Origin of the sequence: Paenibacillus segetis (genome assembly GCF_014639155.1) — a bacterium.
GTDB lineage: Bacteria > Bacillota > Bacilli > Paenibacillales > Paenibacillaceae > Fontibacillus > Fontibacillus segetis.
Genome location: NZ_BMFT01000001.1, coordinates 2,085,445 through 2,110,454, shown reverse-complemented (window position 1 = coordinate 2,110,454; position 25,010 = coordinate 2,085,445). Strand labels below are relative to the sequence as shown.

Here is a 25,010-nt window from a genome sequence, read left to right as displayed (position 1 = left end):
AATAAGATATAATACATTCATCAAATATTACTTTAGGAGAAGGTCAGTATGGCTAATATTAGCGAGATCGCAAAGTTATCCGGTGTATCTGTATCGACTGTATCTAGGGTACTTAACCATCATAAGTATGTATCTGAAGAAAAAAGGGCAGCGGTTCTAAAAGTAATTAATGATATGAATTATACGCCTAACCGGAATGCCATTGACTTAATTCGGGGGGAAACAAAGACAATAGGGATCATTATTCCTTACAACAATAATCAAGCGTTTGATCAAATGTTGCATGGGGTCCTTAATAAGTCCGTAGAGAAGGGATTTTCAATAACAGTACTTCCTACTCAATACAACAAAGAAAAAGAGATTGAGTATCTCTCTATGCTTAAGAACAAATGGCTTGATGGAATTATCATTACATCGCGTTCAAACGATTGGAAGACGATCGTACCCTATGCGAATTATGGACAAGTAGTTTCATGCGAATATACAGAACATCCTGAGGTTGGATGCGCGTATATAGATCGATACGCCTCTTACCTTGAAGTATTCCAATATCTCAAGCTTAAAGGTCATACGACTGTGGCATTTACTGCCGCCAGAGGAATGCAAAGTGTTAGTACCCAACAAACGATTGCAGCATATAAGGAAACCTTCGGTGAGCTACGTCCCGAACATTATATTTCGGATTGCTATAGTATGGAGGACGGGATACTTGCTGGTGAGAAGCTTCTGAACTTACACTCAAGGCCAACTGCAATTTACGCCAACGGAGATGAAGTTGCTGGCGGGATTTATCAGTATGCAAGGTCCGTACATATTCAAGTTCCAGATGACTTAGCTATTATAGGACAAGAAAATCAACCTATTGGCATAGCATTGAGTCTTTCTTCAGTTGATCATCAATTAATTAAAGTCGGTGAACAAGCTTTTGAGCTGATTATCAACAAATCAAAAGATAAGGTTAAAATCCCTTATCGTATTATTCATCGTTCATCAATCTAAGTGTTGACATGAAATCCATTTCATACATTACCATGTGCTAAACACAAACAATACATGGGAGGAATGGATGGTATGTATAACACTTTCATTTATGATGTGGATGGGACTCTGATCGATACAGAATTATCGATAAAAAAATCACTACAAAAGATGTTAAAAGTAGATTACGACAGAGACATTCAAATGGATCAGTTAGATTTTGTGCTAGGAATCCCTGGAACTGTTGCGCTACGGCAATTAGGTATACATGAAATGAGCATACCGATGGCAGAAGCTCGATGGAATTACTTTGTAAGAGACTTTAAACATTCGATCAAATTATTTAATGGTATCCAAGATGTTTTTAATAGCATTTCGAGCAGGGAGATCACTCAAGGACTAGTAACATCAAGGACCTATGAGGAGTTTAATAATGACTTTGTCCCCTTTGGTCTAATGAGCTATTTAACGCATATTGTATGCGCGGATGACACGGAGAAACACAAGCCGAATCCTGAACCGTTATTAAAATTTATGGAGAAGTCTGGAGCTACACCTACATCGTCTATTTATATAGGCGATACGATTTATGATTATGAGTGCGCACGAGACGCGGGAATTGATTTTGGGTTAGCACTTTGGGGCTGCAAGAATCACGAGTGTATACCTGCAAAATATAAATTTGAAACCCCAATGGAAATCATTAATTTACTTTGAGGTTAAGGAACCTAATTGAATCAATTGAATCCTAACCTGATCACGAAAGCCTGAGATTTCAGGCTTTTTATTATGTACATTAGTATGTTACCATGTTCAGGACATATGTCCTTCCCATCCGACTGGATTTATCATTTAATTAAGACACAGTTAATTTGAGGAGAGAAAAGTCATGAGAGGAATCATATTAGCGTTTTTAGGTGGAGCCTTTATTACGTTACAAGGTGTTGCGAATGCCAGAATTAGTCAAAATATCGGTACTTGGCAAGCAGCGGCACTTACCCAGTTCACCGGATTTGTAGCGGCATTTCTAATCTTGATGTTCGTGAGAGAGAAAAATTGGCAAGGATTTAAACAAGTGAAACCCTTGTATCTGGCTGGAGGCGCTTTTGCGGCGGTCATTATTTTCTCTAATGTTACATCCATTCAACATGTCGGCGTTACTTTAACCGTTTCCCTTGTAATGATTTCCCAGCTATGTATAACATTTTTAATAGATAGTAAAGGTTGGTTTGGCCTCGTGAAGCAAAATATGCGGCTACCGCAATTCATTGGGATTGCGATGATGATCGCTGGTGTAGTGATTTTAAAATTTTGAGGCACAAATGAAGGTGAATTAGGTAGGAGGCGGAACCAAGCAATGAAGGAAATTCATGATCGTAAGTTGCTACATTCTTATTTACAATCGCATCAACTTGAGCCCACTTTTAATGAACCAATAATTCCACATTTGGCGTTGTACAGCTTCGATCAAGGAGAACTCATTTGTTCCCAAGGTGAACCTTCAGATCAGCTTTATGTACTAGTAAAGGGGAAATTAAAGATCTATAACCAATCTGCTGAAGGCAGAAGACTCGTGGTTTCATTTAAGACGCCGCTTGAAGTGATTGGAGACATTGAATATATACAGGGAATCGATATAATCAATACAGTTGAGGCGGTATCGCCGGTTTATATGATTGGTGTTCATTATCGGTGGTTGAGACAATACAGCAGTGACTATGCCCCGCTATTGAATTTTTTATTGGATATCATTACTCGGAAATTTCTGATCAAATCCAATTCCTTTAGCCTCAATTTGATGCACCCTGTGGAAGTGAGATTAGCTAGTTATATACTATCGGTTACCTATGACGAGACGAATATCTTATTTAGAGGACAATTAAGTACATCAAGTCTTACGGATGTATCGAACTTAATTGGCACCAGCTATCGGCATCTGAATCGGGTCATCCAAAAACTATGTGCTGAAGGTCTAATTGAACGTACTAAGGAGTTCATCCTTGTTAAGAATAAGGAAGGGTTAAGTGCCTTGGCAAATCATCATATCTATAAATAAAATGGATCATCAAGAAAGGAATAACGGTTATGATTCTTGGTCTGTTCTTAGCGTGTATTGCGGGCTCTTTGGTCGGCATTCAAAATATTTTCAACAATAAAGTAAATGTACATGCAGGTTCTTGGTCAACAACGACCTTAGTGCTGGGTTTGGGATTTATTGCCTCACTGACGCTTGGCCTCATCTTTGAAGGTAAAGGAATGTTTGCCTTACACAATATGCAACCCTGGTTCTGGTTCAGTGGATTGATTGGAGTAGGGGTAGTAGTTTGTATTGTCAATGGGATTAAATTATTAGGTCCTACGTATGCGATTTCTATCTCCCTAACAGCACAGCTCGGATGCGCTTTGTTGTGGGACTCCTTAGGTTGGTTAGGTGTAGAAAAGGTTCCATTTACATTGAACAAGTTGGTTGGTGTGTTGGTTATCATCGGAGGCGTCATTGTATTTAAATTTGGTGGTGCCCGTAAGGCCAAACCTTCATCGAAGAAGGTATCTAAAGCTATCGTCTAAAAAAAATAAAGGGTGGAGGAAATAAAATGGCAGCCATAATCGATAAAATTGCATTGATTCACATTGTTAATGGTCAATTATTATGCGCTCGTTCCAAAGGTAAGGATATTTTTTATATACCTGGAGGCAAAAGGGAGCCTGGTGAAACGGATAGCGAGACGCTTGTGAGAGAAGTAGAGGAAGAATTATCGGTTCAGATCAAGTCAGAATCCATCTCGTATTTTGGAACATTCGAAGCTGGGGCTCATGGTAAATCGGAAGGTGTTTTAGTAAAAATGACTTGTTATTTCGCTGATTTTGAAGGGGAACTGAACCCAGCTTCTGAAATCGCAGAACTGGCTTGGTTAAACTATAGTGTTCGAGACGATCTATCTCCAGCTAGCCAACTCATTTTTGACAAATTACATGAGATGGGCCTACTCTCGTAATATCATTAGGAACCTCTTTGACTGCAAGGTACTCGCCATAGCAAATTCGAAAGGTCAGCCACGTGGCTGACCTTTTTTCTCTTTATATGAATCGCCTGTTTTAGGGTACTACCGGAACTTATGGGGAATAATCAAAGTAAACTCTCTACAAGGTAGGTGCAAGATATGAGAAAAGTGATGCTTTTCTTGATAGCTCTGTTCATAGCCTCAACCGTAACCGTGGGAGCCGCCCCTGATTACGTAAAATGGGGTGCTCTTGCAGTGAAAGAAACTCAAAAACGTTATCAAGCTGAGATCGTCGATTATAAGCACATTGGCCGTACTGACTTGACCGCACAAAAATCTGAAGAGCAATTCAAACTATGGCTTAGAAGTAAAGAGGGCAAGGAGTTTGGCGTATTTGTCTATATTGAATTTGATCCATCTAACGATAAGGTCCAAAGCGTTCGATTCGTAGAAAGTGATCGATAGTACAAATGGTATCTCTATATTTAATGCTATCATGACCAGTGTTCTGGGCGAGAGAGCGACTTTGGAAACTTGGTATTCCCATCACCCTTTGCCGCGTTGATCTGGGATTGTGTGAGAAATAAACAGTTTGAGAGATCGGCACCTCTTAGGTCTGTGTCGCGTAAATCAGCACCGATCAGGTCAGCCATCCTAAGATCTGCTCCTCTGAGATCAGCGGCAATAAGATATGCCCCTCGTAAGTTCGCCCCCCTAAGGTCGGCGCCCTTCAGTTTTGCCCCGATCAGATCGGCACCTCGGCCGTAGGACTTCTGACGTCCTGAGATGTTCTTATGCTGACGACGGGCTTCTTCTCGAACCAGTTCGCTTGTCCGAAGAAGCCAGACGTTAACTTCAGCTCGGTGAGCTGCCACATCCAATACCCGAAGAGCATCGGGACTAAGGAGCGTGAGGCGCTCCGTCTCTTCAAGCGCGGCGATTAGCTCACTGTGGATCGACTCAGTTGCTTGCAATGTTAGCGCCTCGGTCAGATACCAGAGCAGTTCTTGAAGCTGCCACATGGTCGGGAACACTTCAAACATTTGCTTCGCAGAATCTGGAGCTTGCCTCCAATCTTGTCCATCATAGGTGACTTGGGATAGCTTTTGCCCAGCACCAAAGCAATCATAAACGGTACAGCCTCGAAAACCTTGATCCCTAAGCTTTGTATGAATACCGCAACGGAAGTTGCCTTGCAGGTTACCGCAGGGCTGTCCAGCGTCTTTATCGATTGCAAAGTCTACTGAAGCCTGGAAGGGCAATGCTACACAGCACAATCCGAAGCAGTTCTCACAGTCAGCACGTAAAGTGAGACGATTCTTATCTTGTAAAGACTCTATAAATTCTTGGTTCTCAAACATATAACATGATCTCCTTATTATATCGTCAAGTCTTATATTTCTATAGACTAACTATAAAACAAATTCATGATAGGATAAAAGCAATTTTAACAAATTTTAATTATAAAAGGAAACCCGATGGTTTCCTTTTTACATTCTCTTTTAAGGATCATGTAAGGTTCCAATTATAATCGTGTAAGATTCAGACCTTATACTGTTCTTCAGACAGAACTTCAGGTCTAGGGTCATCAATTGTGAATTATTATAAGGAGGATCAGCATGAATAAACATTGGAATACTATTTTGTCGAAGAAAATCATAGCCGGTGTACTTGTAGTCGTATTAATCGCTATCCCAATTTCTGGAACAGGGATCGTCTTGGCAGCGCAGCCAACAATTCAGAATGAGACATCAACGGTAGCAAATGCAGCTGTACATAATCTTGCTCGTTATCAGGTAGACGCCAAGCTCGATGAGAAGGAGATGACGATTCAAGGTACGGAAACTGTGACTTATCGAAATAACTCGAAGGATACTCTGAACAATGTTGTTTTTCATACTTTTGCAGATGCAAACCGTTCAACGGAAACCCAGTCAAGTCTGTTCAGAAATTCAAATAAGCAAATCCAAAAGGAGAATGCGGATAAGAAGCCTGATGATTTCCTTGGTGGTATTGACATTAGCAATGTGAAGGCATCAGATAAATCCTTGAAGTTCGATAATACCAATCAGGCTCTAACAGTTGAATTGGGACAAGCCATACAACCAGGGCAGTCCATCACCTTAGACCTAGAATTTGAAGTGAAAATTCCTTTTGGTTCACAGCGGTTATCCTACTACAAAAATATTATCAATGGGGCTCATTGGTTCCCAGTGCTTTCGGTCTATGATCCTACTAGTCATATGTGGGATAAAACGCCTTATAGCACTTCATTTGAAACTGATTATTATGATTCTGCCGATTACCAAGTAACCATGAATGTTCCGGCAGATTATCAAGTTTCCATGCCAGGCACATTGACCATTAAGGATGCTGAAGCAGGCCGTAAGGCAATAACAGCCACGGCGAATAATACAAGAGAATTTGTCTTTTTCGCAAGCCCGGATTTTAAAGTAGAAAGCGTTACACGAGATGATCTGACCGTTCATTATTATTACTTTGATAATCAAAAAGATAAAAAGAAGATTGTTGATCAATATATCGACCAAGCATTTAAGGTCATAAACTTTTTCGAAGAAAAATACGGTGAATATCCTTATCCGGAGTTTACGATTATTGAATCTTACGTCGAGGGGCTTGCTGTTGAATTTTCTCGAGTCATACAGATGGGCTTGATCCAGGGTCAGCCTGATGTTTCGAACGATGCTGCATTCGTCCATGAAATTGCCCATCAATGGTTCCATTCTTTAATCGGAAATGATTCTGAGAGAGAATCCTTCCTTGATGAAGGGTTTGCAGATTTCTCTATGGTTTATTTCTATGAGAAACAAGGAGATATGCTGAATGGATTTAAGGTGATTCAATATGACGATGTACCATTTGATCAAACGATTGATTCGACCAACGATAAGGTTGGAGATTCTCCTGACGCCATTTTTTACAAGAAGGGTCGACAAGCGATTTATGAATTATATCGTACGCTAGGTGAGGAGAAGTTTGATGAATTGATGCAGACATATTTCGAACAGTATGTGCACAAGAATGCGACGATCGATGGGTTGTTACAAATTGTTGAGAACAAGGCAGGCAAAGAAATTAGGGATAGTTGGGAAGAGGCTTTACGTAAGCCTAATTATACTTTGAAGCAGGAATATAGACTAACAGAGGACGAAGAGAAAGCTTATATGCTCGAACAATTCAAATCCGTGTACCATTCAGTATTTACTCAGTTTCCTGAATTGCCAAGTGAAACGATGAGCCGAATTATCGATAAATCACTACAGGGCGAACCACTAACTATCATTTTAAGTGACGGACTGATGGCCGATAAGACGAAAGAACAGCAAGATCAAGTACTCAATCAGATTCAAGGATTCTTACAGATCACTGGTATAAAACCAACAGTTATAACGGATCGTCAAGTATTAAAAGAAAAGCTTAAGAGTGAGCTTGGAAATAGCAATGTCATTGTAATCGGTAAACAGGATACCAATGGATTCGTACAGGCCCTGAAGTCCGGCATCATCAAACGAACCGATTCGATAGGTTTTAAATGGCGGGAAATCATGAATAAGTCGAATCAGTCAGGGGCTTATATCGTCAAACATCCTTATAATCAGAATCGTCTCATGCTGCATTATTTCTGGACTGGAGACGGACCAAGGGATCAGGCTGCAGATATATATATGGAAAAAGTATCCGAATCATTGATATTTTCGAGCCATTTCTATCAATATTATGTGATAAATAGTACAGGTAAGTTGAACAGCGAACAAAAGGTCGAAAATCCATATGCGAAGCTTTTTGGGGAATAAAAAGATTGATAATCCGAGAAGCCATTTACAAAAATGGACCTCTACATTAGGCTTAATCTATAAATATTTAATCAGGAGGATCCATACATGAACTATTGTCTACTCGATATCGAGTTTGAACATAACGGACAACAACAGATTATTACGCCAACGCTTCTTCAAGATGAGTACGATAAGATCCTCATAGACTGCGGTTATCCCAATTTTACGGGACTCATTGAACAAGCAGTTAACAAATATGACGTCACACTAGATTCGATCACAAAATTGATTGTGACGCATCATGATATTGATCATGTCGGTTCGCTTGCAGCCATAAAATGGGCGTATCCGCATATTCAAATTATTGCATATGAAATGGAAGTACCTTATATCGAAGGAAACAAAAAAGTCATCCGGCTTGAGCAGGCGGAGTCAACGTTTAATGAACTTCCTGAAGAGGCAAAATCTTATGTACAACAGTTTATGGACACTTTAAAGGCAGTCGAAACCGTTCGGGTTGACCAGGCGGTTAAGAATGGTGAAATACTACCTTGGTGTGGTGGCATCGAAATTATCCACACCCCTGGACATGTTCCCGGTCATATTTCGTTGTATCTGCCTTCGAGCAAAACATTAATCGCAGGAGATGTAGTCGTGATCGAGCAAGGGAAGCTCGGTATCGCTAATCCGCAATTTGCAGATGATTTAGATGAAGCGATCCGCTCCGTTAGGCGACTGCTCGACTATGATATAGAGCAGATCATATGCTATCATGGCGGCTTATTTCAAGGCGATGTAAGACAAGCACTTCAGCAGCTTGTTCAAGAATATACAACATAGAGAATTACTTCATCTTCATTCAATCGAACGTATGAATTGAGAGCCGTTTAGTCGGCTCTTTTTGTTATTGTCTGGACAAAGTTTTATATTATATACTTTTTAAACATTAGTGTATATAATGTCTACATATAAACGAACTAATAGGGGGTACTCATGATATTATATGATGAGCTTGGTGGACAGCCGGGCATACGAAAAGTTGTTGAAGCCTTTTATCCTAAGGTAAAGAAAGATCCCTTATTAGCTCCACTATTTACGAATGATATCGCTACGATTATGGACAAACAGGAGATGTTTTTAAGCCAGTTTTTTGGTGGTCCCGATTTGTACACAGCGGAGTTCGGACATCCACGAATGAGGGCTCGTCATATGCCATTTACGATCAAACCGGAACATGCAGATGCGTGGTTATCCTGTATGAGAAGAGCACTTGATGAAACGATTGAATCCGAAGAACTTAAGGCTGCAGTCATTGAACGTTTGAAGGTCTCTGCTTACTTTTTCGTTAACTCTTAATACAATTAGTATAGAAGCACTTGATGATAACGATCGAAGGGAAAGAACTCAATGAATTCTGAATCCAATCTTTATAAATACTTAATGGAACAATTACCATCACTAGATATCAAGCTCTCGGAGCCGATTAAAAATCATGCGTATACAAAACTTGGTGGGGAGGCAGATGTCTTCATTACTCCATCCCAATATGAGGAAGTTAGTACAATTCTGCGAATAGCGAAAGAAGAACAAATACCCGTAACGCTACTCGGACATGGCGCTAATCTCATTGTTCGAGATGGTGGCCTTCGTGGAATTACGATGAATTTAAATAAAATGAATGAAATCCGCAGCGAAAATGGCACCATTTATGCGCAAGCTGGCGCTTCTATTATAGAGGTATCAAGGTGGGCACTAGATAAGGAACTTTCTGGACTTGAGTTTGCTTGTGGTATCCCCGGTACAGTTGGTGGTGCTTTATTCATGAATGCTGGAGCCTATGGTGGACAAATCTCAGATGTGCTTGTAAAAGCGTTAGTTATGACCCCAGGTGGTGAACTGCTAACCCTATCTAATAAAGACTTATTATTTGGATATCGTAAGAGTATCATTTCTGAACAAAACTACATTGTATTGGAAGCTGAATTTCAACTACAACAAGCCAATTATGCGACGATTAAAGAAAAAATGGATGAGTTCACAGAGGCCAGGGAAAGTAAACAACCTTTGGAATATCCATCGTGTGGCAGTGTTTTCAAGCGTCCTCCGGGATATTTTGCCGGTAAACTGATCCAAGACTGTGGCCTACAAGGGAAACGAATTGGCGGGGCAGAGGTATCTATGAAGCATGCTGGATTCATTGTGAATGTGGACCATGCGGCATCCCAGGATTACATTGACTTAATTGAAGTCATTAAAAATACAGTAAAACAGCAGTTTGATGTTGATTTAGAGACAGAAGTTATTGTTATTGGAGAGGAATAGACAAATGAATATGGAAGTGGTGAGAATACCGTGGAAATAATTGAAGTTACCTCAACTCCACCCAATGATCTTGAACCCGTTGTATTAGTTATTGGCAAATTTGATGGAGTTCATAAAGGTCATCAATTGATTTTTGATACTGCTAGAGAGCTTATGGAAGAAGAAGATCAACTCGCTGTGTATAGTTTTTCTGATCACCCGCAATGGATTTTAAGACAAGATCCTAAATTTGAGAAAAAACTAACGCCCGATGCTGAAAAATTTCAAATTCTCAAGGATTTGGGAGTTCAGCGCTATTATCGAGTTCAATTTACGAAAGAATATGCCAACATTACAGCTCGGGAATTCATACTAGACCATATTTCTAGATTACATGTGAAACGGATCGTCGTAGGAGAGGGATTCCATTTTGGAAAAGGCAGTGAATCAAGTATAGAAGAGCTCGTATCGCTCTGTGCCCAAATCAATGTGGCTGTCACGGTAGTTCCTTTACTAAAGGAAGAAGGAAACATTATCTGTAGCAGTGATGTACGTTCTCTCGTCGAGGACGGTAATATGGATGAAGCTTGGGCCTTATTAGGTCGTCCTTATACTGTTACCGGAACTGTGATCCATGGTAGAAAATTGGGAAGGGAACTTGGTTTTCCAACCATTAACCTTGGAGGGACTGACTCGTACGTCTTTCCTAAGCCTGGTGTCTATATGGGATCTGTGGAGATCCATGATGGTAACTTTGCGCAGACGAACTGGAATGTTCTCATTAGTGCCGGATATCGTCCAACCGTAAATGGGAGTGGTTATTTGATCGAAGCTCATTTGCTCGATTTCTCAGGGGATTTGTATGGAGCAACCGTCTCTGTATCCTTTTTAAAGTTCATGCGAGGAGAAATCAAGTTTTCAGGTCTGGATTCCCTCATTGCACAAATGACAAAAGATATGGCCGAAGCAAAGAGTGTTTTCCAGCAAATGTAATCACTGCGCGGTTCACGATAAATTTGAGGTTGGACGGGGATGGTGATGCTTCATGACGCCAATCGATCAAAGTAAGCTTTCAACACGGGAACATATCGTACAACTACTTAAAACAAAAGGTGAATTAAGTATCAAGGAACTCTCGGAAACGCTTGGCATAACGGTTATGGCTGTCAGCCGTCATATTCAGTCTTTAGAACGGGATAATCACATTACATCCAAGACGATCAGACAATCTATGGGCAGACCTACTGCTGTTTATGGGTTAACTGAGCAAGCTAAGGATTTTTTTCCAATTCAATATCAGACATTATCGCTTGAAATATTAAGAGAAATTGAAGATCATTTTGGTGAATTCGGCGTCGAGAAAGTCTTTGCAGGACGTAAGAATAAGCTGGCTCAGAAATATGCTGAAGACATGCAGAACCAAGATTTTGCTGATCGAATCCTCCGACTTGCTGAAATCCAGAACGAAAATGGATATATGGTTGAATTGAAAAAGCTCAATGATGCCGAGTTTTTGCTTCAGGAGCATCATTGTCCAATAGAGCAAGTTGCAACGAAGTATCAACAAGCATGTAGATGTGAAATCCAATTATTTGAATCGTTACTAGGCGAAGCAGAAGTTAAGAGGACGGAGTGTCTCGCCGATGGCGGACAAAGATGTACTTATCAAATAAAAAGCCGAGAATAACACAAACAGTGAGAAGTCATTCAGAGACGACTCACTATTTTTTTACATTTAATAGCCTATGAATCAATTGTAATTTCATATAGAATTACAAGTATTGGAAACTATCACGTGATTAAGGAGAAGGTAACATGCCATTATCAATTATTTTCGACATGGATGGAACGCTGTTTCAGACGAATAAAATATTAGGAATGTCTGTCGAAGACACTTTTGCTTATTTGACGTCGCTTAATGAGTGGTCAGGCGAAGCACCACTTCAAAAATATCATGAGATCATGGGGGCGCCTGTACCCGTAGTATGGGAAACGTTGTTGCCGAATCATTCAAATGAGCTGAGACATAAGGCGAATGATTTCTTCCATGAAAGGTTAATATCCAATATTAATCATGGAAATGGTGCCTTATATGATCATGTCTATGAGCTTTTTGATTACTTGAAACAAGAAGGCATTTCTATCTTTATTGCTAGTAATGGACAAGTTGAGTATTTGAATGCGATCTTAAGTTTTTATAAACTTGATTCTTGGGTAACTGAAACTTTCAGTATTTCGCAGATCCAAACGCTAAGTAAGACAGATTTAGTGAGTGTGATTCTACAGAAATATCATATCGAACATGCTGTAATGGTCGGTGATAGATTATCTGATATCCTTGCTGGAAAGAACAATGATTTGATGTCGATTGGCTGTCGTTTCGACTTTTCCCATGAAGATGAGCTTGCTCAAGCGGATGTAGTCATTGATGATCTACTTGAATTAAGAGCTATAATTGGCAATGTTCTGAATACAGAACCTAAGTGATAATGATATCGAAGGAATTATGGATTCAATATCCATAGAAAAAAGGCAACCATAAATTCGGTTGCCTTTTTCATGCCAGCTTGACTAATTCATGCTATTTTCTTTTATCGTTGTCTTCTTTTTCATAGGCATAAATAATGTGATAACAAGTGCGACAACGGCTAAGATCATCATGAAGTAATAGGCATCACTTGCGCCCAAAATCGAAGCAAGGGTTTTTAGGAGCTCAGGTGTTGTAGAAGGATTGCTCTGCATCACTGACGCTGCATGACTTGTTGCCTGCGCTGTGTAAATCGTAATCACGACAGCCGTACCAATCGCACCAGCAATTTGCCGAATGGTATTATTCACTGCTGAACCGTGCATACCGAGTTGTTTGGGTAGCGCATTAAGTCCGGCCGTATTGAGTGGCATTGTAATGAAGCTTAATCCAATTCGCAGGAAAATCGTCCGAATCATTAAATACATATACGTAGTCGATTCAGTTAAATCCGTTACCGCCCACATGGATGGGATAATGAACAGTAAACCAATGATAAACAGCGGCTTCGCACCAAAACGATCGTATAATTTACCCGTAATGGGTGACATAAACGCATTCACGAGTGCACCCGGCAATAATAACAGCCCGGCATCAAATGCTGTGAATCCACGACTCTTTTGTAAATAGATCGGCAATAAGATCATGTCGGCGTACATCATCATCGTGATCAATACGTTAATTATAGACGTTGTCGTAAAGACTTTATGTTTAAAGACAGAAAGGTTCAATAATGGGTCATCGGACTTCAGTTGTCGAATACAGAAGAGGCCCGTTACTACGATACCAATCACTAATGAAAGTATCACAACGAAGTCGTCCCAACCTTTACTACCTGCACTACTGAAGCCGTATAAAATAAAGCCAAATCCAATTGTTGATAAAAACACACTTACCACGTCGAGCTTCGACTTCGACGTTTCGGATACATTCACTAAATATTTTAATGCCAATAAAATAACAATGATGACAAGTGGTATTAAACCGATAAATAACCAACGCCAAGAGTGATATTGAATGACAAATCCCGAAAGTGTCGGTCCAATGGCAGGTGCGAAAATGATCGCCAGGCCAAGAAGTCCCATAGCACTACCACGTTTTTCAACTGGGAAAATGGCAAGCACGACACCCATCATGAGCGGCATAATAATCCCTGCACCGGCAGCTTGAATCATACGACCTGCCAATAGCACACTAAAGCTTGGTGCTGCAGCACAAATAATCGAACCGAATAACAAGAATAACATGGCACTTAGGAATAGTTGACGTGTTGTAAAGCGTTTCATTAGATAAGCTGTAATCGGAATCAATATCCCATTGATCAGCATAAAGCCAGTTGAAATCCATTGTACTGTTGTTGCCGTTACGTGAAATACATCCATTAAATTACTTAAAGCGATATTTAATAGCGTTTGATTCAATGTGGATAAGAAACAACCAAAGATTAAAATGGTTAATAATATCCCGTTATTTACTTTCTTATTGTCTTTTCCCATGGAGTAGGTCCTCTCTCATTGCTTTTTAGACATTGTGTCAATAAAATGTATGATATCAGAATTTAAGAAAGATGCCCATTTACAATTGCTTTGAATCTGTTGACTAATCAACAGATTTGGTTAAATCGTCAATGAAGTGACAAATAAACGATAATCGAGGGAAGAAATGTCTACAAAAAAGAAAGCTGATCCACGTGCCATTCGCTCAAAAAAGATGCTGAAGAATGCCGTTTTTTCATTGTTAGCCGAAAATCACGATATTTCTTCGTTGACCGTTCAAAAAATTGCTAACCGTGCAGAACTAAATCGGGCAACGTTTTATTTGCACTATGAGGATATTAACGACTTGTTGCGCCAGAACGTGCACGAAATCTTTGACGACCTATCGCAGAAAATTGAACCGATATTACATGGAAAGAGTAGCATCAAGCAGGAGCAGTTGGTTACATTTTTAAATTATATTTATGAATACCGAGAGATTTTTGCTGTATTGGTTGAGCATAAAGGATTCAAAAATCATTTGTTTAATCTAATCAAAAGTACGATAGAGGCACGAAGAAACGCGAGAAATACGGAAACCCCAAGGGACGCAGTTTCAGTTGATATTATGGCATCTTCACTACTCGGGATTATTATGTGGTGGATTAAAGATGGTATTCAATATAGCTCTGAATACATGGCGGGCCAAATTACCTCGCTGTATAAGAGGAGATATTTGTAACTGTTGAAATACGAAAAGGGAATCGGACAGGAAAAGGCAACCGTTATTATCGGTTGCCTTTTTCATGCTAACGGACAACATATTTTAATATCATGCGCTGTGAACCGTACCTAAATAAGGGCAAGTTTTTTTTCGTAATTCCTTGCAGGGCATTTATTTGTATATATGTGTGTGGGTTTCGGGCTATGGTAACGCTGGAAAGGTACATAGGGCTATCGTTTTTTGAGTGGAACTTCCTCGTCACATCCCATGGAAGGAAGAGGGTATTGAGAACCGGAGGAGGCTCCCCGAGGCCGGGAAATAAAAGTGTCAGAAGTGTCGATGCTGGCAGAAAATCTCGCTTCTGACGGTACTTACGCTTGGAAGAAAGGGAAGTTAACCCTAGATCACGATTGTGAAGGGTGAGGGGTACTTGTATCTGGAGAAAGAAAAAGCCCCGTTCACCTTATCGGTCGATCTCACCGAGGATTGCCACCGTAAGTATTTCGAAGCGGTGCAGGACATCAATATCCTGCTGTGTCTTGATGATTCTCCTCATCTTTTTCCCTCCTGAAAAATAAATAAGACCCCCGTAGGGAAGGGGGCTTGGAACTGGGTCACGAATATGATATATGTCTAAAAATTTACTTGAACCAGTTTAAAGCTAAAGGGAAGGATAGTTCAACAATTCCGCGAATAACTTCAAGAATAAGGATTAAATTGAGGAAATATCAAAAAAAGAAGTCTCAAATGGTGAGTTACCCCGCTCCAGAGTATGCTCATCATTTCAATTAAGCAGGTTTTTCCAGTGTTTCTGTCGAATAATAATTTTTGTATTTGATATTTCCGTGGACAAGTGGAAGTATCTCTTGACTTGTGCAAGAAAACCAATATGAGAGCAACTCAAAAATAAGTGTCGTATTTCGTTTGAATGAGTGCAATAATGGGAGTGAAATTTGTGGGAAGCATAAATAATATCGTAATAAACAGAACTATGACACCTGACGAAAGGCAGGCTTATAAAAACTTAAAAGATTATGATGGTGGAGAATATAAAGTAAAAAGTATAGAGAGGATTACAGAAGTATTATCGAAAGACAATAAATATCAAATTATGCAAAATAGCGTTCTGGAAACCAATCAAGATGAAATTGATGATTTTTTAAATTATGCACAATTAGTAAACTTTAGGCACGCTGACTTTCGCCCTGGATTATATGTAGATAAGAGCGCCTATGAATCCTCTTATGCAAAGAAGGTATATTTTAGTTCTGAGTTAGAATTTATTATTGAATTATTTATTTCACATCATAATATCCATGGGTTTGCAGATGGTAATAAAAGAACCGCATTAAATGTATTAATTGATTTAACTAATAAATTAACCAAATATTATTTGAAAGATATATTGTTGATTCAGGATGCTCAAATCCTTTATCTTGAGAAAAGGCTTACTAAACAAGAGTTTTTGAAACTAATATATAATGAGGTGAAAGTAAAATTGTTTATATCAACGATGAAGTGTAATTTAGAACACTTGATTCCAAGAAGAAACATAGAAGCGAGTGATAATAATCAGATAGCTTTACAGTCTGATAGACGAAGTGGATTTAATTTAACAGACTTAGAAAAAGGTCAGTTTTTCTACGATCAATTGAGAAAACCTGTATTTCAACGAGATACCAATCAATGGACAGTAGAACGTTTAGAAAAATTGATAATAACATTTTTAGATGATGGCTTAATACCTGCAATAATACTATGGGAGAGTTCAGATGGAGAAATATACGTTATTGATGGTTCACATAGAATAAGTTCTCTAATTGCATGGGTTAATTCCGATTATGGAAAAGAGAATCAATTATCTGATAGTAACCATAATGCAATCGAAGAATATATTAATGATAAAATCGGTAGCTACAACGAAATAAAAGCTTCAAAAAATGAAAAGTACAAGCAAGTAAAACAAATTATTGCCAAAAGATCAATAGCTGTTCAATGGGTAACTGGGAATTATGAAAAGGTTAAGGAATCATTTATAAGAATTAATGAGCAAGGTGTCGTGATTTCAGAAGATGAAAAAGAGCTGATTGAAAATGATAGCTTAGATACATCTAAATTAAGTAGGGCAATTCTGTCTCATGGACTTGGACAAACTTCCAGAGATCAAAGCGAGAAAAGTCTGGAACTTTTTAACAGGCTCTTTATACCTTATTTTTCTTTCCACTTAAAAAACTTCCCACTGGCTGGTTCGTTAAATGAAGACTTCGTAATATCAAGAATATATAATTTTGTGAAGATTGTTGATAGTGGTGAGAAATTGGGAATAAAAGATTTGGAAGAAAAAGCACTCAATTTACTTTGCTTTGTTCAAGATGAACTTAATATTAATCAGCAAGTTTACTTTTATGGAGCTACACAAAAATTTAAAACTAATTCATTCTATGGTTTTATGCGATTTATGAGTTTATTAATCGAGAATCAGGATTTACTAAGTCAGTTTGTTAATAATCGGAGAGAATTTGAAGATTATTTGGTAGAAAATGAAAGACATATACAAGAAATAGCTAGGAAGAAGAGACAAGCAAAGAAAGCGTATGATGAAGTCGCAGATTATTATAAGGCTGTTTTAGAAGCTTGTAGTAATGAAGAATTTAAGAATATTCAGTTGAGATTTCCTTATCTAGATTTTAGGGAAAATAAACATGTTTCGACTAAGGGGAAAAATATTTTAAGAAAGTATGAAGATAATATTTCGAAAATCCCAAGATGCGTACGATGTGGTGGATTTATTGATGGAAGAGAAGGTGAAACCAAGTCACATTCCATATGCACAAAATAGAACCTTGATGATTCTTCTTGCTACACAATTTTATTCTAATGATCGAAAACAGTGGCTCTAAGGTTGGCAAACTGCTCTATTCGTACTCAAACTAACGGGAAACGATAATGGATGAGTTGCTTTGAGGCGGCTGTAGATCGTAATATCTACGTAGGTAAGCTACAGAATGGAAGAGTATCCGCCTCGATCGCCGGTGAGAAGTTAGGGGCTAAGGTTATTTGGAGCAGTCAAAACAAGACGGCGACCGTGACGAAGGATGATTAATGTAAATTGGTACAAAAATAGGCGCAATGCCTCCCTAGAAGACATTGCGCCTTATATCATTGTCTATATACAGCCGATCATTGATACTGAAGGGTTTGCACTGCTGAATGGGGGCTATCAGCAAAGCGATGTCTAACGTTTCTCAAAAGAAGAGCCTACCCGAAGCCGTATTTTTCGGACACGATGATTAACTCGCTGATTAGAGAAGGCGGGTTGAAGCCAACGGCTCGTTTTCAGGACGCAGCTACTCATATGTATTTCTATCCGAGCGACATCACTTTGAAAATCAAAAGAGAAGTTTTCAACGGGCAGGATATGACACGGAGGAAAGTCTATTTGTGACGAAGGGCGATCGCTGGCTCGTTAGTTCTATTAAGTATGGTTTTTATGAAATGCGACCATAAAATTTCCTTTCTTTCTTTTGGGAGAAAAAGTTAAATCACAAGAAGCCACTCCATCTAGGAGTGGCTTCTTGTCTAATTACTAATATAAATATTTATGGTCAAACTGTACTTTGTGCTTGGATACATTACGGTGAACCGTATCACAAATAGCCATAAAGCTATTTTTTCACTTGAAGAATGATCTTTCCGATATTGAGATTATCTTCCATACGTTTATGAGCCTCAGCAACTTGTTCGAGTGGATATATTTTGTCAACGACCGAAAAGACTTCGCCCCGCTCAAAATAAGGAGTTACGGTGCTGATGAACTCATTCGTTATGCGGGATTTATATTCATCGCTTCTGGGGGTTAATAATGTTCCAGTTAGTTGTATTCTTTTCATCATAATTTCAAATAAATTGACCTTTTCAATTTGTGCTCCACCTAGAACGCCAATAAGTACCCAACGCCCATCTACTTTTATACTTGTTAGGTTTTTCGCCCAAAAGTCTGCACCGATAAAATCTAGAATCAGATCCACACCTTGCCCATTGGTAGCACGAAGCACCTCTTGATCAAAGGCCTGTTCTTTGTAATTAATAATTACATCGGCACCGAGTGATTGACAGAAATCTAACTTCTCTATGGCACCAGCAGTAACGATAACTTTGGCTTTACACAGCTTTTTTGCCAATTGAATAGCCGCTGTCCCAACTCCGCTAGCACCTGCGTGAATTAAGACGGTCTCATGTTCTTGAAGCTTACCAATCCAAATCAGAGTCTGATATGCAGTTAGATACACTTCTGGAATAGCGGCCGCCTCTTCAAAAGTAAAAGATTCCGGTATCTTCATGGCACGATCGATGGGCATAACGACATATTCAGCATAACCGCCACCATTGACAAGTCCCATGACTTTATCACCGATAGAAAACGGGCTGACTCCATTTATTTCAACTACGGTGCCCGCAATTTCAACACCAATAATCGGATTTGATACATAACCTGTTTTACCTTCACGCATTAATATATCTGTACGATTTAACGCCGTAGTGTGGACACGAATCAGTAATTCACCACTGGCTGGTATGGGTTTGGGTAGCTCAACAACTTCAAGTTGGTCAGCGCCACCAGGCTTTTTGGCAACAACACATCTCATCATGGATATCAACTCCTCATTGCTTTTTGTCATTACTGTACTAAAATAATATTACACATCATAGCTCAAAAACCTAATTAGGAGATGTTAACATGAATATTTCGATCCGAAAAGAACTACCTCATGATTATAAAATGACCGAAGAAGTCGTACAGCGTGCTTTTGCGAATATGGAGCTTAGCGATAAGAAGGAGCATGAGTTAGTTGCTCGAATCAGACTAGCAGACGTCTTTATTCCAGAACTATCCTTAGTAGCTACTACAACGAATGATAACGAAATTGTTGGGCATATTTTGTTATCTAAAATTACAATTGTAAGTGGTATGCAAAGTGTTGAATCACTTGCACTTGCTCCTCTTGCTGTCTTGCCAGAGTATCAAAACAAAGGCATAGGTAAGCTGTTAATTCTCAAAGCATTACAACAAGCCAAAGAACTTGGATTTAGTTCTGTTGTCGTATTAGGACATCCAGAATATTATCCTAAATTTGGCTTCAAAGCTGCATCCAATTGGGGGATAGAGGCTCCATTCGAAGTACCGGATGATGCATTTATGGCATTAGAGCTGCAAGATAATGCTCTTGCTAATGTTTCTGGAGTTGTAGAATATCCGAGTGTATTCTTTGAATAGTATGTTGAGGAATCTAAAGACAAGAGAAATTTTAGAGAAGATCAAAGAGGAAATTAATGCAGAATATGGCTTTCAAGATGAAATTCCACGCATTAATTATGGACCATGTGGTGTGTTTGCCCAAATCTTTGTTCTGAAGTGGAATGAACTTTTTGATCACAAAGTTCATATTTGCTTTGTAATGACACCCTCACGTGACGAATGTGATCATGTGTGTATTTGTCTTCCTACGGGAGAACTGTATGATGGGGGCATAGGTATACATACCCGAAATGTTTATATTCCTCAGTTCATCATCGATGAAATGGTAGTTTATGACGAGTCTCTATTAGAAAAATGGTCATATGGACTGGATCGCACATATCCTAGATTTTGTCCGGATTTCAATCGTAATGTAGTAGAGAGAATTGTACATACAAACCTTGAAAATCTTGCGAGTATAGATGTTTAGCTTAGTTAATTGTCTTGATGAAGCTAAGAACTGGAGGTCTACCTAAGTTGAGTTGGTTCAAATGGGATTTGAATCTGAAGATTAGGCTGATGGGGGAAACACTATTCAACATGCTTTTCTGGATGTATTTCCCTTTCATGACCTTGTTTTTTAGTGATGCTTTTGGCAAAACGATCGCAAGTATGTTAATGACAGTGATCCCACTTGTAGGTATCCTTGGAGGTTTGTTTGGTGGTTACCTATCTGATCGACTAGGCCGTCGTCCAGCCATGCTTCTTGGAGCATTCATGCAATCGGCTATGTTTGCCTTATTTGCAATTTCTTCTTCGCAATGGCTCGAGTATATCGCGTATATCGGTGTTGGGTTAGGTGGGTCAATATATACGCCAGCCAGCTCAGCAATGGTAGCCGACATTACACCTGAGAAGGATCGAAGAATGGTATTCGCTACGTTTGTAACAGGGAAAAATATTGGTGCTGTATTTGGTCCACTGCTTGGATCTATATTTTTCATTCATTATCGAACTGAGCTATTGTGGACATGTACTCTCGTTACGTTACTCTATTCTCTTGTAATCTTATGGAAGATAAGAGAGACGTTGCCGCAGCAAACGAATAAGCTTCCGAATGAATCGTATACGATATCCAAAGTCTTCAAAGAACAATGGCATAACTATGGACTTATTTTACGTGATAAAGTTTTTGCAATATATATTGTTGCAGGCATCTTAGTAACGATTGCTTTTATGCAGCTTGATATGTATTTGGCTACCTATGTCAAAGAATACGTACCAACTCAGACGTTGTTCGCGTTTAAAGACTGGTCCTTTTCACTTAGTAATTCGGAGATATTCGGTTGGATGCTTGGCCTAAATGGTCTTATGTTCGTTCTATTAGTCATTCCCGTTACGAAGTGGTTTGAACATTGGAGTGATCGCAACGTATTTATCTTATCCTCAGTATTGTTTGGAATCGGCATGTTTCTGATCGGCTTAACAACAAATATATGGTTATTATTTGCATTTACTTTTATTTTTACGATAGGGGAGTTATCTCGCTCTCCGGTGACTCAGAGTTTTGTTAGTGATTATGCACCTGAGGATGCGAGAGGGCAGTATATGGGGGCATCGAATTTACAGTATTCTATCGGCCGCTTTTTCGCCCCAATAACGATTCTACTATCTTCTTGGCTCGGACCCACCCAGGTTTTTGGCTTCATTTTACTAGTTACTTTAATAAGCGCTGTTCTGTACGTGAGGCTCTTTAGACTAATCTAAAGAGCTGTGTTACTTGCAATTTTATCAATTGCGTAGTAAAGTGATATTAAGGTTAACGATGGGGAGGGAAAAACGAAATGCGTAATAATACGTTAGGCTCGTTAATCTGGTTACGCTTAATGCGTTTTACGAACCAAAGTAACCAGATGTCGAATGAGTTTTTGAAACGTTTTGATTTAACGACGGCTCAATTTGATGTACTTGTGCAAATTCAAATTTATCAGCCACTCACACAAATGGAGTTAGCAGACAAGGCGACGGTTACGCAAGGTGGTATTTCGCGTATGCTAGTACGTCTTGAGAATGAAGGCTACATTGTACGGAAGCAAGATTGGAAGACGAAGACGATTAGTCTTACAGCGAAAGCGGAGTCTATTTTAGAACAAGCGATGCCTGAACAGTTGGCATTTCAAACATCATTTTTTGATGAAGTATTAAATGAAGAAGAACAAGCAACATTATATTCATTAATGACCCGTGTCCATAAACATAGCCAAAGAAAAGAAATACCACCGAAGTAAATTTTTTTACTATATCAATTGACTAGTCAATTAACAGCACAGAGGAGGAAAAATCGTGCATACAATTTTAGGACATCATCATATCTCAATGCTTACCAAAGACGCCAAAATAAATAATCATTTTTATCAAAAAGTATTGGGCTTACGTAGAGTTAAGAAGACGGTTAATCAAGACGATCCTTCCATGTATCATTTGTTTTATGGGGACTTAACAGGAAGTGCAGGAACAGAGTTATCGTTTTTTGAAATGCCAATTGTAGGTAATACCATCCGTGGAACCAATGCCATCACACAAATAGGTTTACTCGTTCCGTCATATGAAAGTTTGATCTATTGGAAAGAACGGTTTGAAACATTAGAAGTTACGCATGGTGAAATTACGACGTATGCTGGGCGAGACGCTCTTCATTTTGAAGATTCAGAGGGTTTGCGCATGGTCTTACTAAATAATAACGGGGAAGCGGTCCCTAAGAAATGGTCAGCTTGGGAAGACTCCATTATAGAGCAACAACATCGTATTTTGGGAATGGGCGCAGTGGAGATCACTGTACGTCACTTAGATCGTTTAGGTAAAACCTTAACGGAGATGTTTGGTTATACGGAAGTTGCCCGCTCAGATCAAGAAGCGATCTACCAATCGGTTGCCGGACAGTCATTTGGAGAAATTGTCATCAAACAGCTTGATGGACCCCGTGAGAAACCCGGGAGAGGAAGTATTCATCATTTGGCCATTCGAGTTAAAAATGAAGACGAGTTGCGTAATTGGGAAACGGTTGTTAAAGAACGTGGCTTCCACACCTCAGGTATCGTAAATCGATTCTACTTCCAAAGCTTATATTTCAGAGAATCCAATGGTATATTGTTCGAAATTGCAACAGATGGTCCTGGATTTACAGTAGATTCATCGATCGAGGCACTGGGCAAAGAATTAGATTTACCACCTTTTTTAGAAGAACGACGTGCCGAAATTGAAGCAAATTTAATACCATTAGACTAATTATTAATGCGTGTTCAAAAAGGGAGAGAGAACAATGGAACAATATCGTATAGATACTAACAAAGGAATCGAATTCGGATTATATTCGATTGGAGATCATTTACCTAATCCGCATACAGGAACAATGATAAGTGCTGAACAACGTATTAAAGAATTAATTGAAGCAAGTAAGCTTGCTGATGAGGCTGGACTCGATGTTTTTGCAGTCGGTGAAAGCCATCAAAGTCATTTTACGACCCAAGCTCATACAGTCATATTAGGGGCAATCGCTCAGGCAACTAAGAATATTAAAATTGCAAGTTCGGCAACTGTCTTAAGTACATCGGATCCGGTTCGTGTATATGAGGATTTCGCTACGCTTGATTTAATCTCAGGTGGGCGAGCAGAAATCGTTGCTGGGCGTGGTTCTCGTGTGGGGGCATATAGCTTGCTTGGATATGATGTTCGTGATTATGAAGAACTATTTGAAGAAAAAATGGAACTTCTGATTAAGCTAAATAACGAGGCCAACATTACATGGGAAGGTCAATTCCGTGCACCTTTGAAAAATGCATCTATTTTGCCACAACCCCAGAACGGTCATATGCCTCTCTGGCGTGCAGTAGGGGGACCGCCCGCAAGTGCGATTAAGGCTGGTTTTGCTGGTGTGCCGATGATGCTGACAACGCTTGGTGGACCTGCAACTAGCTTTAAGACCTCAGTTGATGCTTATCGAATGGCAGCAGAACAAAATGGATTTGATCCAGCAACATTACCTGTTGCGACAACAAGCTTATTCTATACAGCTGAAAATACAAAGGATGCACTTCGTGAGTACTATCCTCATCTAGATACGGGGATGCAATCATTACGTGGTGGTGGCTATCCCAAACAACAATTTGCACAGGCGGTCGATTACCGTGATGCATTAATGATTGGTAGCCCACAGCAAATAATTGAAAAAATGCTCTACCAGTATGAATTATATGGTCATCAGCGCTTCATGGCACAAATTGATTTTGGCGGCGTGCCTTTTGATAAGATTGCCAAAAATATCGAGCTGATTGCTACAGAAATTATGCCTGCGATTAAGAAACATACGGCGAAGAAGTAAGAGGCGAATAGGATGAAGATAGTAGGAATTTCCGGCTCAAACGTAGGAACCAAAACAAGAACAGCAATGGATTACACACTCAAAATGGCACGTGAGAAATACCCGGATGCAGAAATGATATTACTTGATCTTGCGGAATATCAAATGGTCTTCAGTGATGGACGTGATTACAGGGAATATGAAGGGGATACAAAATTTGTTGCTGAGACCATTATGGCAGCAGATGCCTTAATCATCGGTACCCCCATATTCCAAGCCTCTATTCCAGCGACATTAAAGAACATTTTTGACTTATTACCAGTCCATGCGTTCCGAGATAAAGTCGTCAGTATGCTTGTCACGGCTGGTACGGCCAAACATTATTTGATGGTGGAGCAGCAACTAAAACCGATTTTATCGTATATGAAGGCTCATATCGTCCCAACTTACGTATTTATTGAAGAAAAGGATTTCCATCGGAAGGAAATTATTAATGATGATGTTATCTTCCGAATGGAGCGATTAGTGGAAGATACTGTTCTCCTGGTCGATGCCTATGTGAAGATAAGGGAAGCGAAAGATGCGGAATATGATTTTTAATAAGTAATGAGGT

At 39.3% G+C, this 25,010-nt stretch carries 28 protein-coding genes; 25 read left to right on the top strand and 3 right to left on the bottom strand.

All coding sequences use genetic code 11. From position 1 onward, the window contains the following. Window positions 1-48: 48 nt before the first annotated feature. The 7 genes from IEW05_RS09795 (at window position 49) to IEW05_RS09765 (ending at window position 4,445) form a co-directional block, all read left to right on the top strand. Window positions 49-999 carry a LacI family DNA-binding transcriptional regulator gene (locus IEW05_RS09795; RefSeq protein WP_188538176.1) on the top strand — a complete coding sequence of 317 codons (951 nt, stop codon included), beginning with the start codon at window positions 49-51 and terminating at the stop codon, window positions 997-999. A 72-nt stretch (window positions 1,000-1,071) separates the two neighbouring features. Further along, entirely contained in the window at window positions 1,072-1,695 is a 624-nt protein-coding gene (locus tag IEW05_RS09790; RefSeq protein WP_188538174.1) for an HAD family hydrolase, read from the top strand. A 172-nt stretch (window positions 1,696-1,867) separates the two neighbouring features. Continuing rightward, window positions 1,868-2,293: a DMT family transporter gene (locus IEW05_RS09785; protein WP_188538172.1), complete on the top strand. Its 426-nt coding sequence runs from the start codon at window positions 1,868-1,870 to the stop codon at window positions 2,291-2,293. 42 nt (window positions 2,294-2,335) lie between these two features. Next, on the top strand, window positions 2,336-3,034 hold the full coding sequence (locus tag IEW05_RS09780; protein ID WP_188538170.1) for a Crp/Fnr family transcriptional regulator: 699 nt from the start codon (window positions 2,336-2,338) through the stop codon (window positions 3,032-3,034). A gap of 29 nt (window positions 3,035-3,063) precedes the next feature. Then, a complete protein-coding gene (locus IEW05_RS09775; RefSeq protein ID WP_188538168.1) occupies window positions 3,064-3,546 on the top strand; it encodes a DMT family transporter in 483 nt (160 codons plus the stop codon). A gap of 26 nt (window positions 3,547-3,572) precedes the next feature. Beyond that, entirely contained in the window at window positions 3,573-3,974 is a 402-nt protein-coding gene (locus IEW05_RS09770; protein ID WP_188538166.1) for an NUDIX hydrolase, read from the top strand. A gap of 165 nt (window positions 3,975-4,139) precedes the next feature. After that, window positions 4,140-4,445: a DUF3889 domain-containing protein gene (locus IEW05_RS09765; RefSeq protein ID WP_188538164.1), complete on the top strand. Its 306-nt coding sequence runs from the start codon at window positions 4,140-4,142 to the stop codon at window positions 4,443-4,445. A gap of 29 nt (window positions 4,446-4,474) precedes the next feature. Here IEW05_RS09765 and IEW05_RS09760 read toward each other — a convergent pair whose 3' ends face one another. Further along, entirely contained in the window at window positions 4,475-5,341 is an 867-nt protein-coding gene (locus IEW05_RS09760) for a pentapeptide repeat-containing protein (RefSeq protein ID WP_188538162.1), read from the bottom strand. A gap of 258 nt (window positions 5,342-5,599) precedes the next feature. On the opposite strand from IEW05_RS09760, the gene IEW05_RS09755 reads away from it, so the two are divergent. From IEW05_RS09755 to IEW05_RS09725, 7 genes are all read left to right on the top strand, one after another. Then, on the top strand, window positions 5,600-7,795 hold the full coding sequence (locus IEW05_RS09755; RefSeq protein ID WP_188538160.1) for a M1 family metallopeptidase: 2,196 nt from the start codon (window positions 5,600-5,602) through the stop codon (window positions 7,793-7,795). An 87-nt stretch (window positions 7,796-7,882) separates the two neighbouring features. Next, window positions 7,883-8,617 (top strand): MBL fold metallo-hydrolase, encoded by a 735-nt coding sequence (locus IEW05_RS09750; protein ID WP_188538159.1) that lies wholly within the window; start codon window positions 7,883-7,885, stop codon window positions 8,615-8,617. 153 nt (window positions 8,618-8,770) lie between these two features. Continuing rightward, window positions 8,771-9,133: a globin domain-containing protein gene (locus IEW05_RS09745; protein WP_188538157.1), complete on the top strand. Its 363-nt coding sequence runs from the start codon at window positions 8,771-8,773 to the stop codon at window positions 9,131-9,133. 51 nt (window positions 9,134-9,184) lie between these two features. Continuing rightward, entirely contained in the window at window positions 9,185-10,099 is a 915-nt protein-coding gene (gene murB / locus IEW05_RS09740; protein WP_188538155.1) for a UDP-N-acetylmuramate dehydrogenase, read from the top strand. Window positions 10,100-10,129: 30 nt separating this feature from the next. Further along, entirely contained in the window at window positions 10,130-11,071 is a 942-nt protein-coding gene (locus IEW05_RS09735; protein WP_188538153.1) for a bifunctional riboflavin kinase/FAD synthetase, read from the top strand. Between the two features lie 52 nt (window positions 11,072-11,123). Further along, complete coding sequence (locus IEW05_RS09730; RefSeq protein ID WP_188538151.1) at window positions 11,124-11,765, top strand: helix-turn-helix transcriptional regulator; 642 nt, start codon at window positions 11,124-11,126, stop codon at window positions 11,763-11,765. Between the two features lie 128 nt (window positions 11,766-11,893). After that, window positions 11,894-12,565 (top strand): HAD hydrolase-like protein, encoded by a 672-nt coding sequence (locus tag IEW05_RS09725; protein WP_188538149.1) that lies wholly within the window; start codon window positions 11,894-11,896, stop codon window positions 12,563-12,565. An 84-nt stretch (window positions 12,566-12,649) separates the two neighbouring features. Here the strand turns inward: IEW05_RS09725 and IEW05_RS09720 are convergent, their stop codons facing one another. Then, a complete protein-coding gene (locus IEW05_RS09720; RefSeq protein ID WP_188538147.1) occupies window positions 12,650-14,101 on the bottom strand; it encodes a DHA2 family efflux MFS transporter permease subunit in 1,452 nt (483 codons plus the stop codon). Between the two features lie 166 nt (window positions 14,102-14,267). On the opposite strand from IEW05_RS09720, the gene IEW05_RS09715 reads away from it, so the two are divergent. The 4 genes from IEW05_RS09715 to IEW05_RS25605 all read left to right on the top strand — a co-directional run bounded on the left by IEW05_RS09715 (window position 14,268) and on the right by IEW05_RS25605 (window position 18,249). Next, complete coding sequence (locus tag IEW05_RS09715) at window positions 14,268-14,822, top strand: TetR/AcrR family transcriptional regulator (RefSeq protein ID WP_188538145.1); 555 nt, start codon at window positions 14,268-14,270, stop codon at window positions 14,820-14,822. A gap of 910 nt (window positions 14,823-15,732) precedes the next feature. After that, entirely contained in the window at window positions 15,733-17,643 is a 1,911-nt protein-coding gene (locus tag IEW05_RS09710; protein ID WP_229753322.1) for a GmrSD restriction endonuclease domain-containing protein, read from the top strand. Window positions 17,644-17,754: 111 nt separating this feature from the next. Further along, window positions 17,755-17,907 carry a stalk domain-containing protein gene (locus IEW05_RS09705; RefSeq protein ID WP_188538142.1) on the top strand — a complete coding sequence of 51 codons (153 nt, stop codon included), beginning with the start codon at window positions 17,755-17,757 and terminating at the stop codon, window positions 17,905-17,907. A 183-nt stretch (window positions 17,908-18,090) separates the two neighbouring features. Continuing rightward, window positions 18,091-18,249, top strand: coding sequence for a hypothetical protein (locus IEW05_RS25605; protein WP_194434111.1), 159 nt, complete (start codon window positions 18,091-18,093; stop codon window positions 18,247-18,249). Window positions 18,250-18,469: 220 nt separating this feature from the next. On the opposite strand, the gene IEW05_RS09700 is transcribed toward IEW05_RS25605, so the two are convergent. Then, window positions 18,470-19,450, bottom strand: coding sequence for an NAD(P)H-quinone oxidoreductase (locus IEW05_RS09700; RefSeq protein WP_188540805.1), 981 nt, complete (start codon window positions 19,448-19,450; stop codon window positions 18,470-18,472). A 92-nt stretch (window positions 19,451-19,542) separates the two neighbouring features. On the opposite strand from IEW05_RS09700, the gene IEW05_RS09695 reads away from it, so the two are divergent. The 7 genes from IEW05_RS09695 to IEW05_RS09665 all read left to right on the top strand — a co-directional run bounded on the left by IEW05_RS09695 (window position 19,543) and on the right by IEW05_RS09665 (window position 24,997). Next, window positions 19,543-20,079, top strand: a complete 537-nt coding sequence (locus IEW05_RS09695) for a GNAT family N-acetyltransferase (RefSeq protein WP_188538140.1) — start codon at window positions 19,543-19,545, stop codon at window positions 20,077-20,079. Window position 20,080: 1 nt separating this feature from the next. Further along, entirely contained in the window at window positions 20,081-20,530 is a 450-nt protein-coding gene (locus IEW05_RS09690) for a hypothetical protein (protein ID WP_188540804.1), read from the top strand. A gap of 47 nt (window positions 20,531-20,577) precedes the next feature. Continuing rightward, window positions 20,578-21,807 (top strand): MDR family MFS transporter, encoded by a 1,230-nt coding sequence (locus IEW05_RS09685; protein ID WP_188538138.1) that lies wholly within the window; start codon window positions 20,578-20,580, stop codon window positions 21,805-21,807. A gap of 77 nt (window positions 21,808-21,884) precedes the next feature. Further along, window positions 21,885-22,328 (top strand): MarR family winged helix-turn-helix transcriptional regulator, encoded by a 444-nt coding sequence (locus tag IEW05_RS09680; protein ID WP_188538135.1) that lies wholly within the window; start codon window positions 21,885-21,887, stop codon window positions 22,326-22,328. A 55-nt stretch (window positions 22,329-22,383) separates the two neighbouring features. After that, complete coding sequence (locus IEW05_RS09675) at window positions 22,384-23,325, top strand: ring-cleaving dioxygenase (protein WP_188538133.1); 942 nt, start codon at window positions 22,384-22,386, stop codon at window positions 23,323-23,325. Between the two features lie 34 nt (window positions 23,326-23,359). Beyond that, on the top strand, window positions 23,360-24,418 hold the full coding sequence (locus tag IEW05_RS09670; protein WP_188538131.1) for an LLM class flavin-dependent oxidoreductase: 1,059 nt from the start codon (window positions 23,360-23,362) through the stop codon (window positions 24,416-24,418). A gap of 12 nt (window positions 24,419-24,430) precedes the next feature. After that, the gene (locus IEW05_RS09665) at window positions 24,431-24,997 is read left to right on the top strand and encodes an NADPH-dependent FMN reductase (RefSeq protein WP_188538129.1); all 567 of its coding nucleotides are present in this window, start codon (window positions 24,431-24,433) and stop codon (window positions 24,995-24,997) included. The last annotated feature ends 13 nt before the right edge of the window (window positions 24,998-25,010 follow it).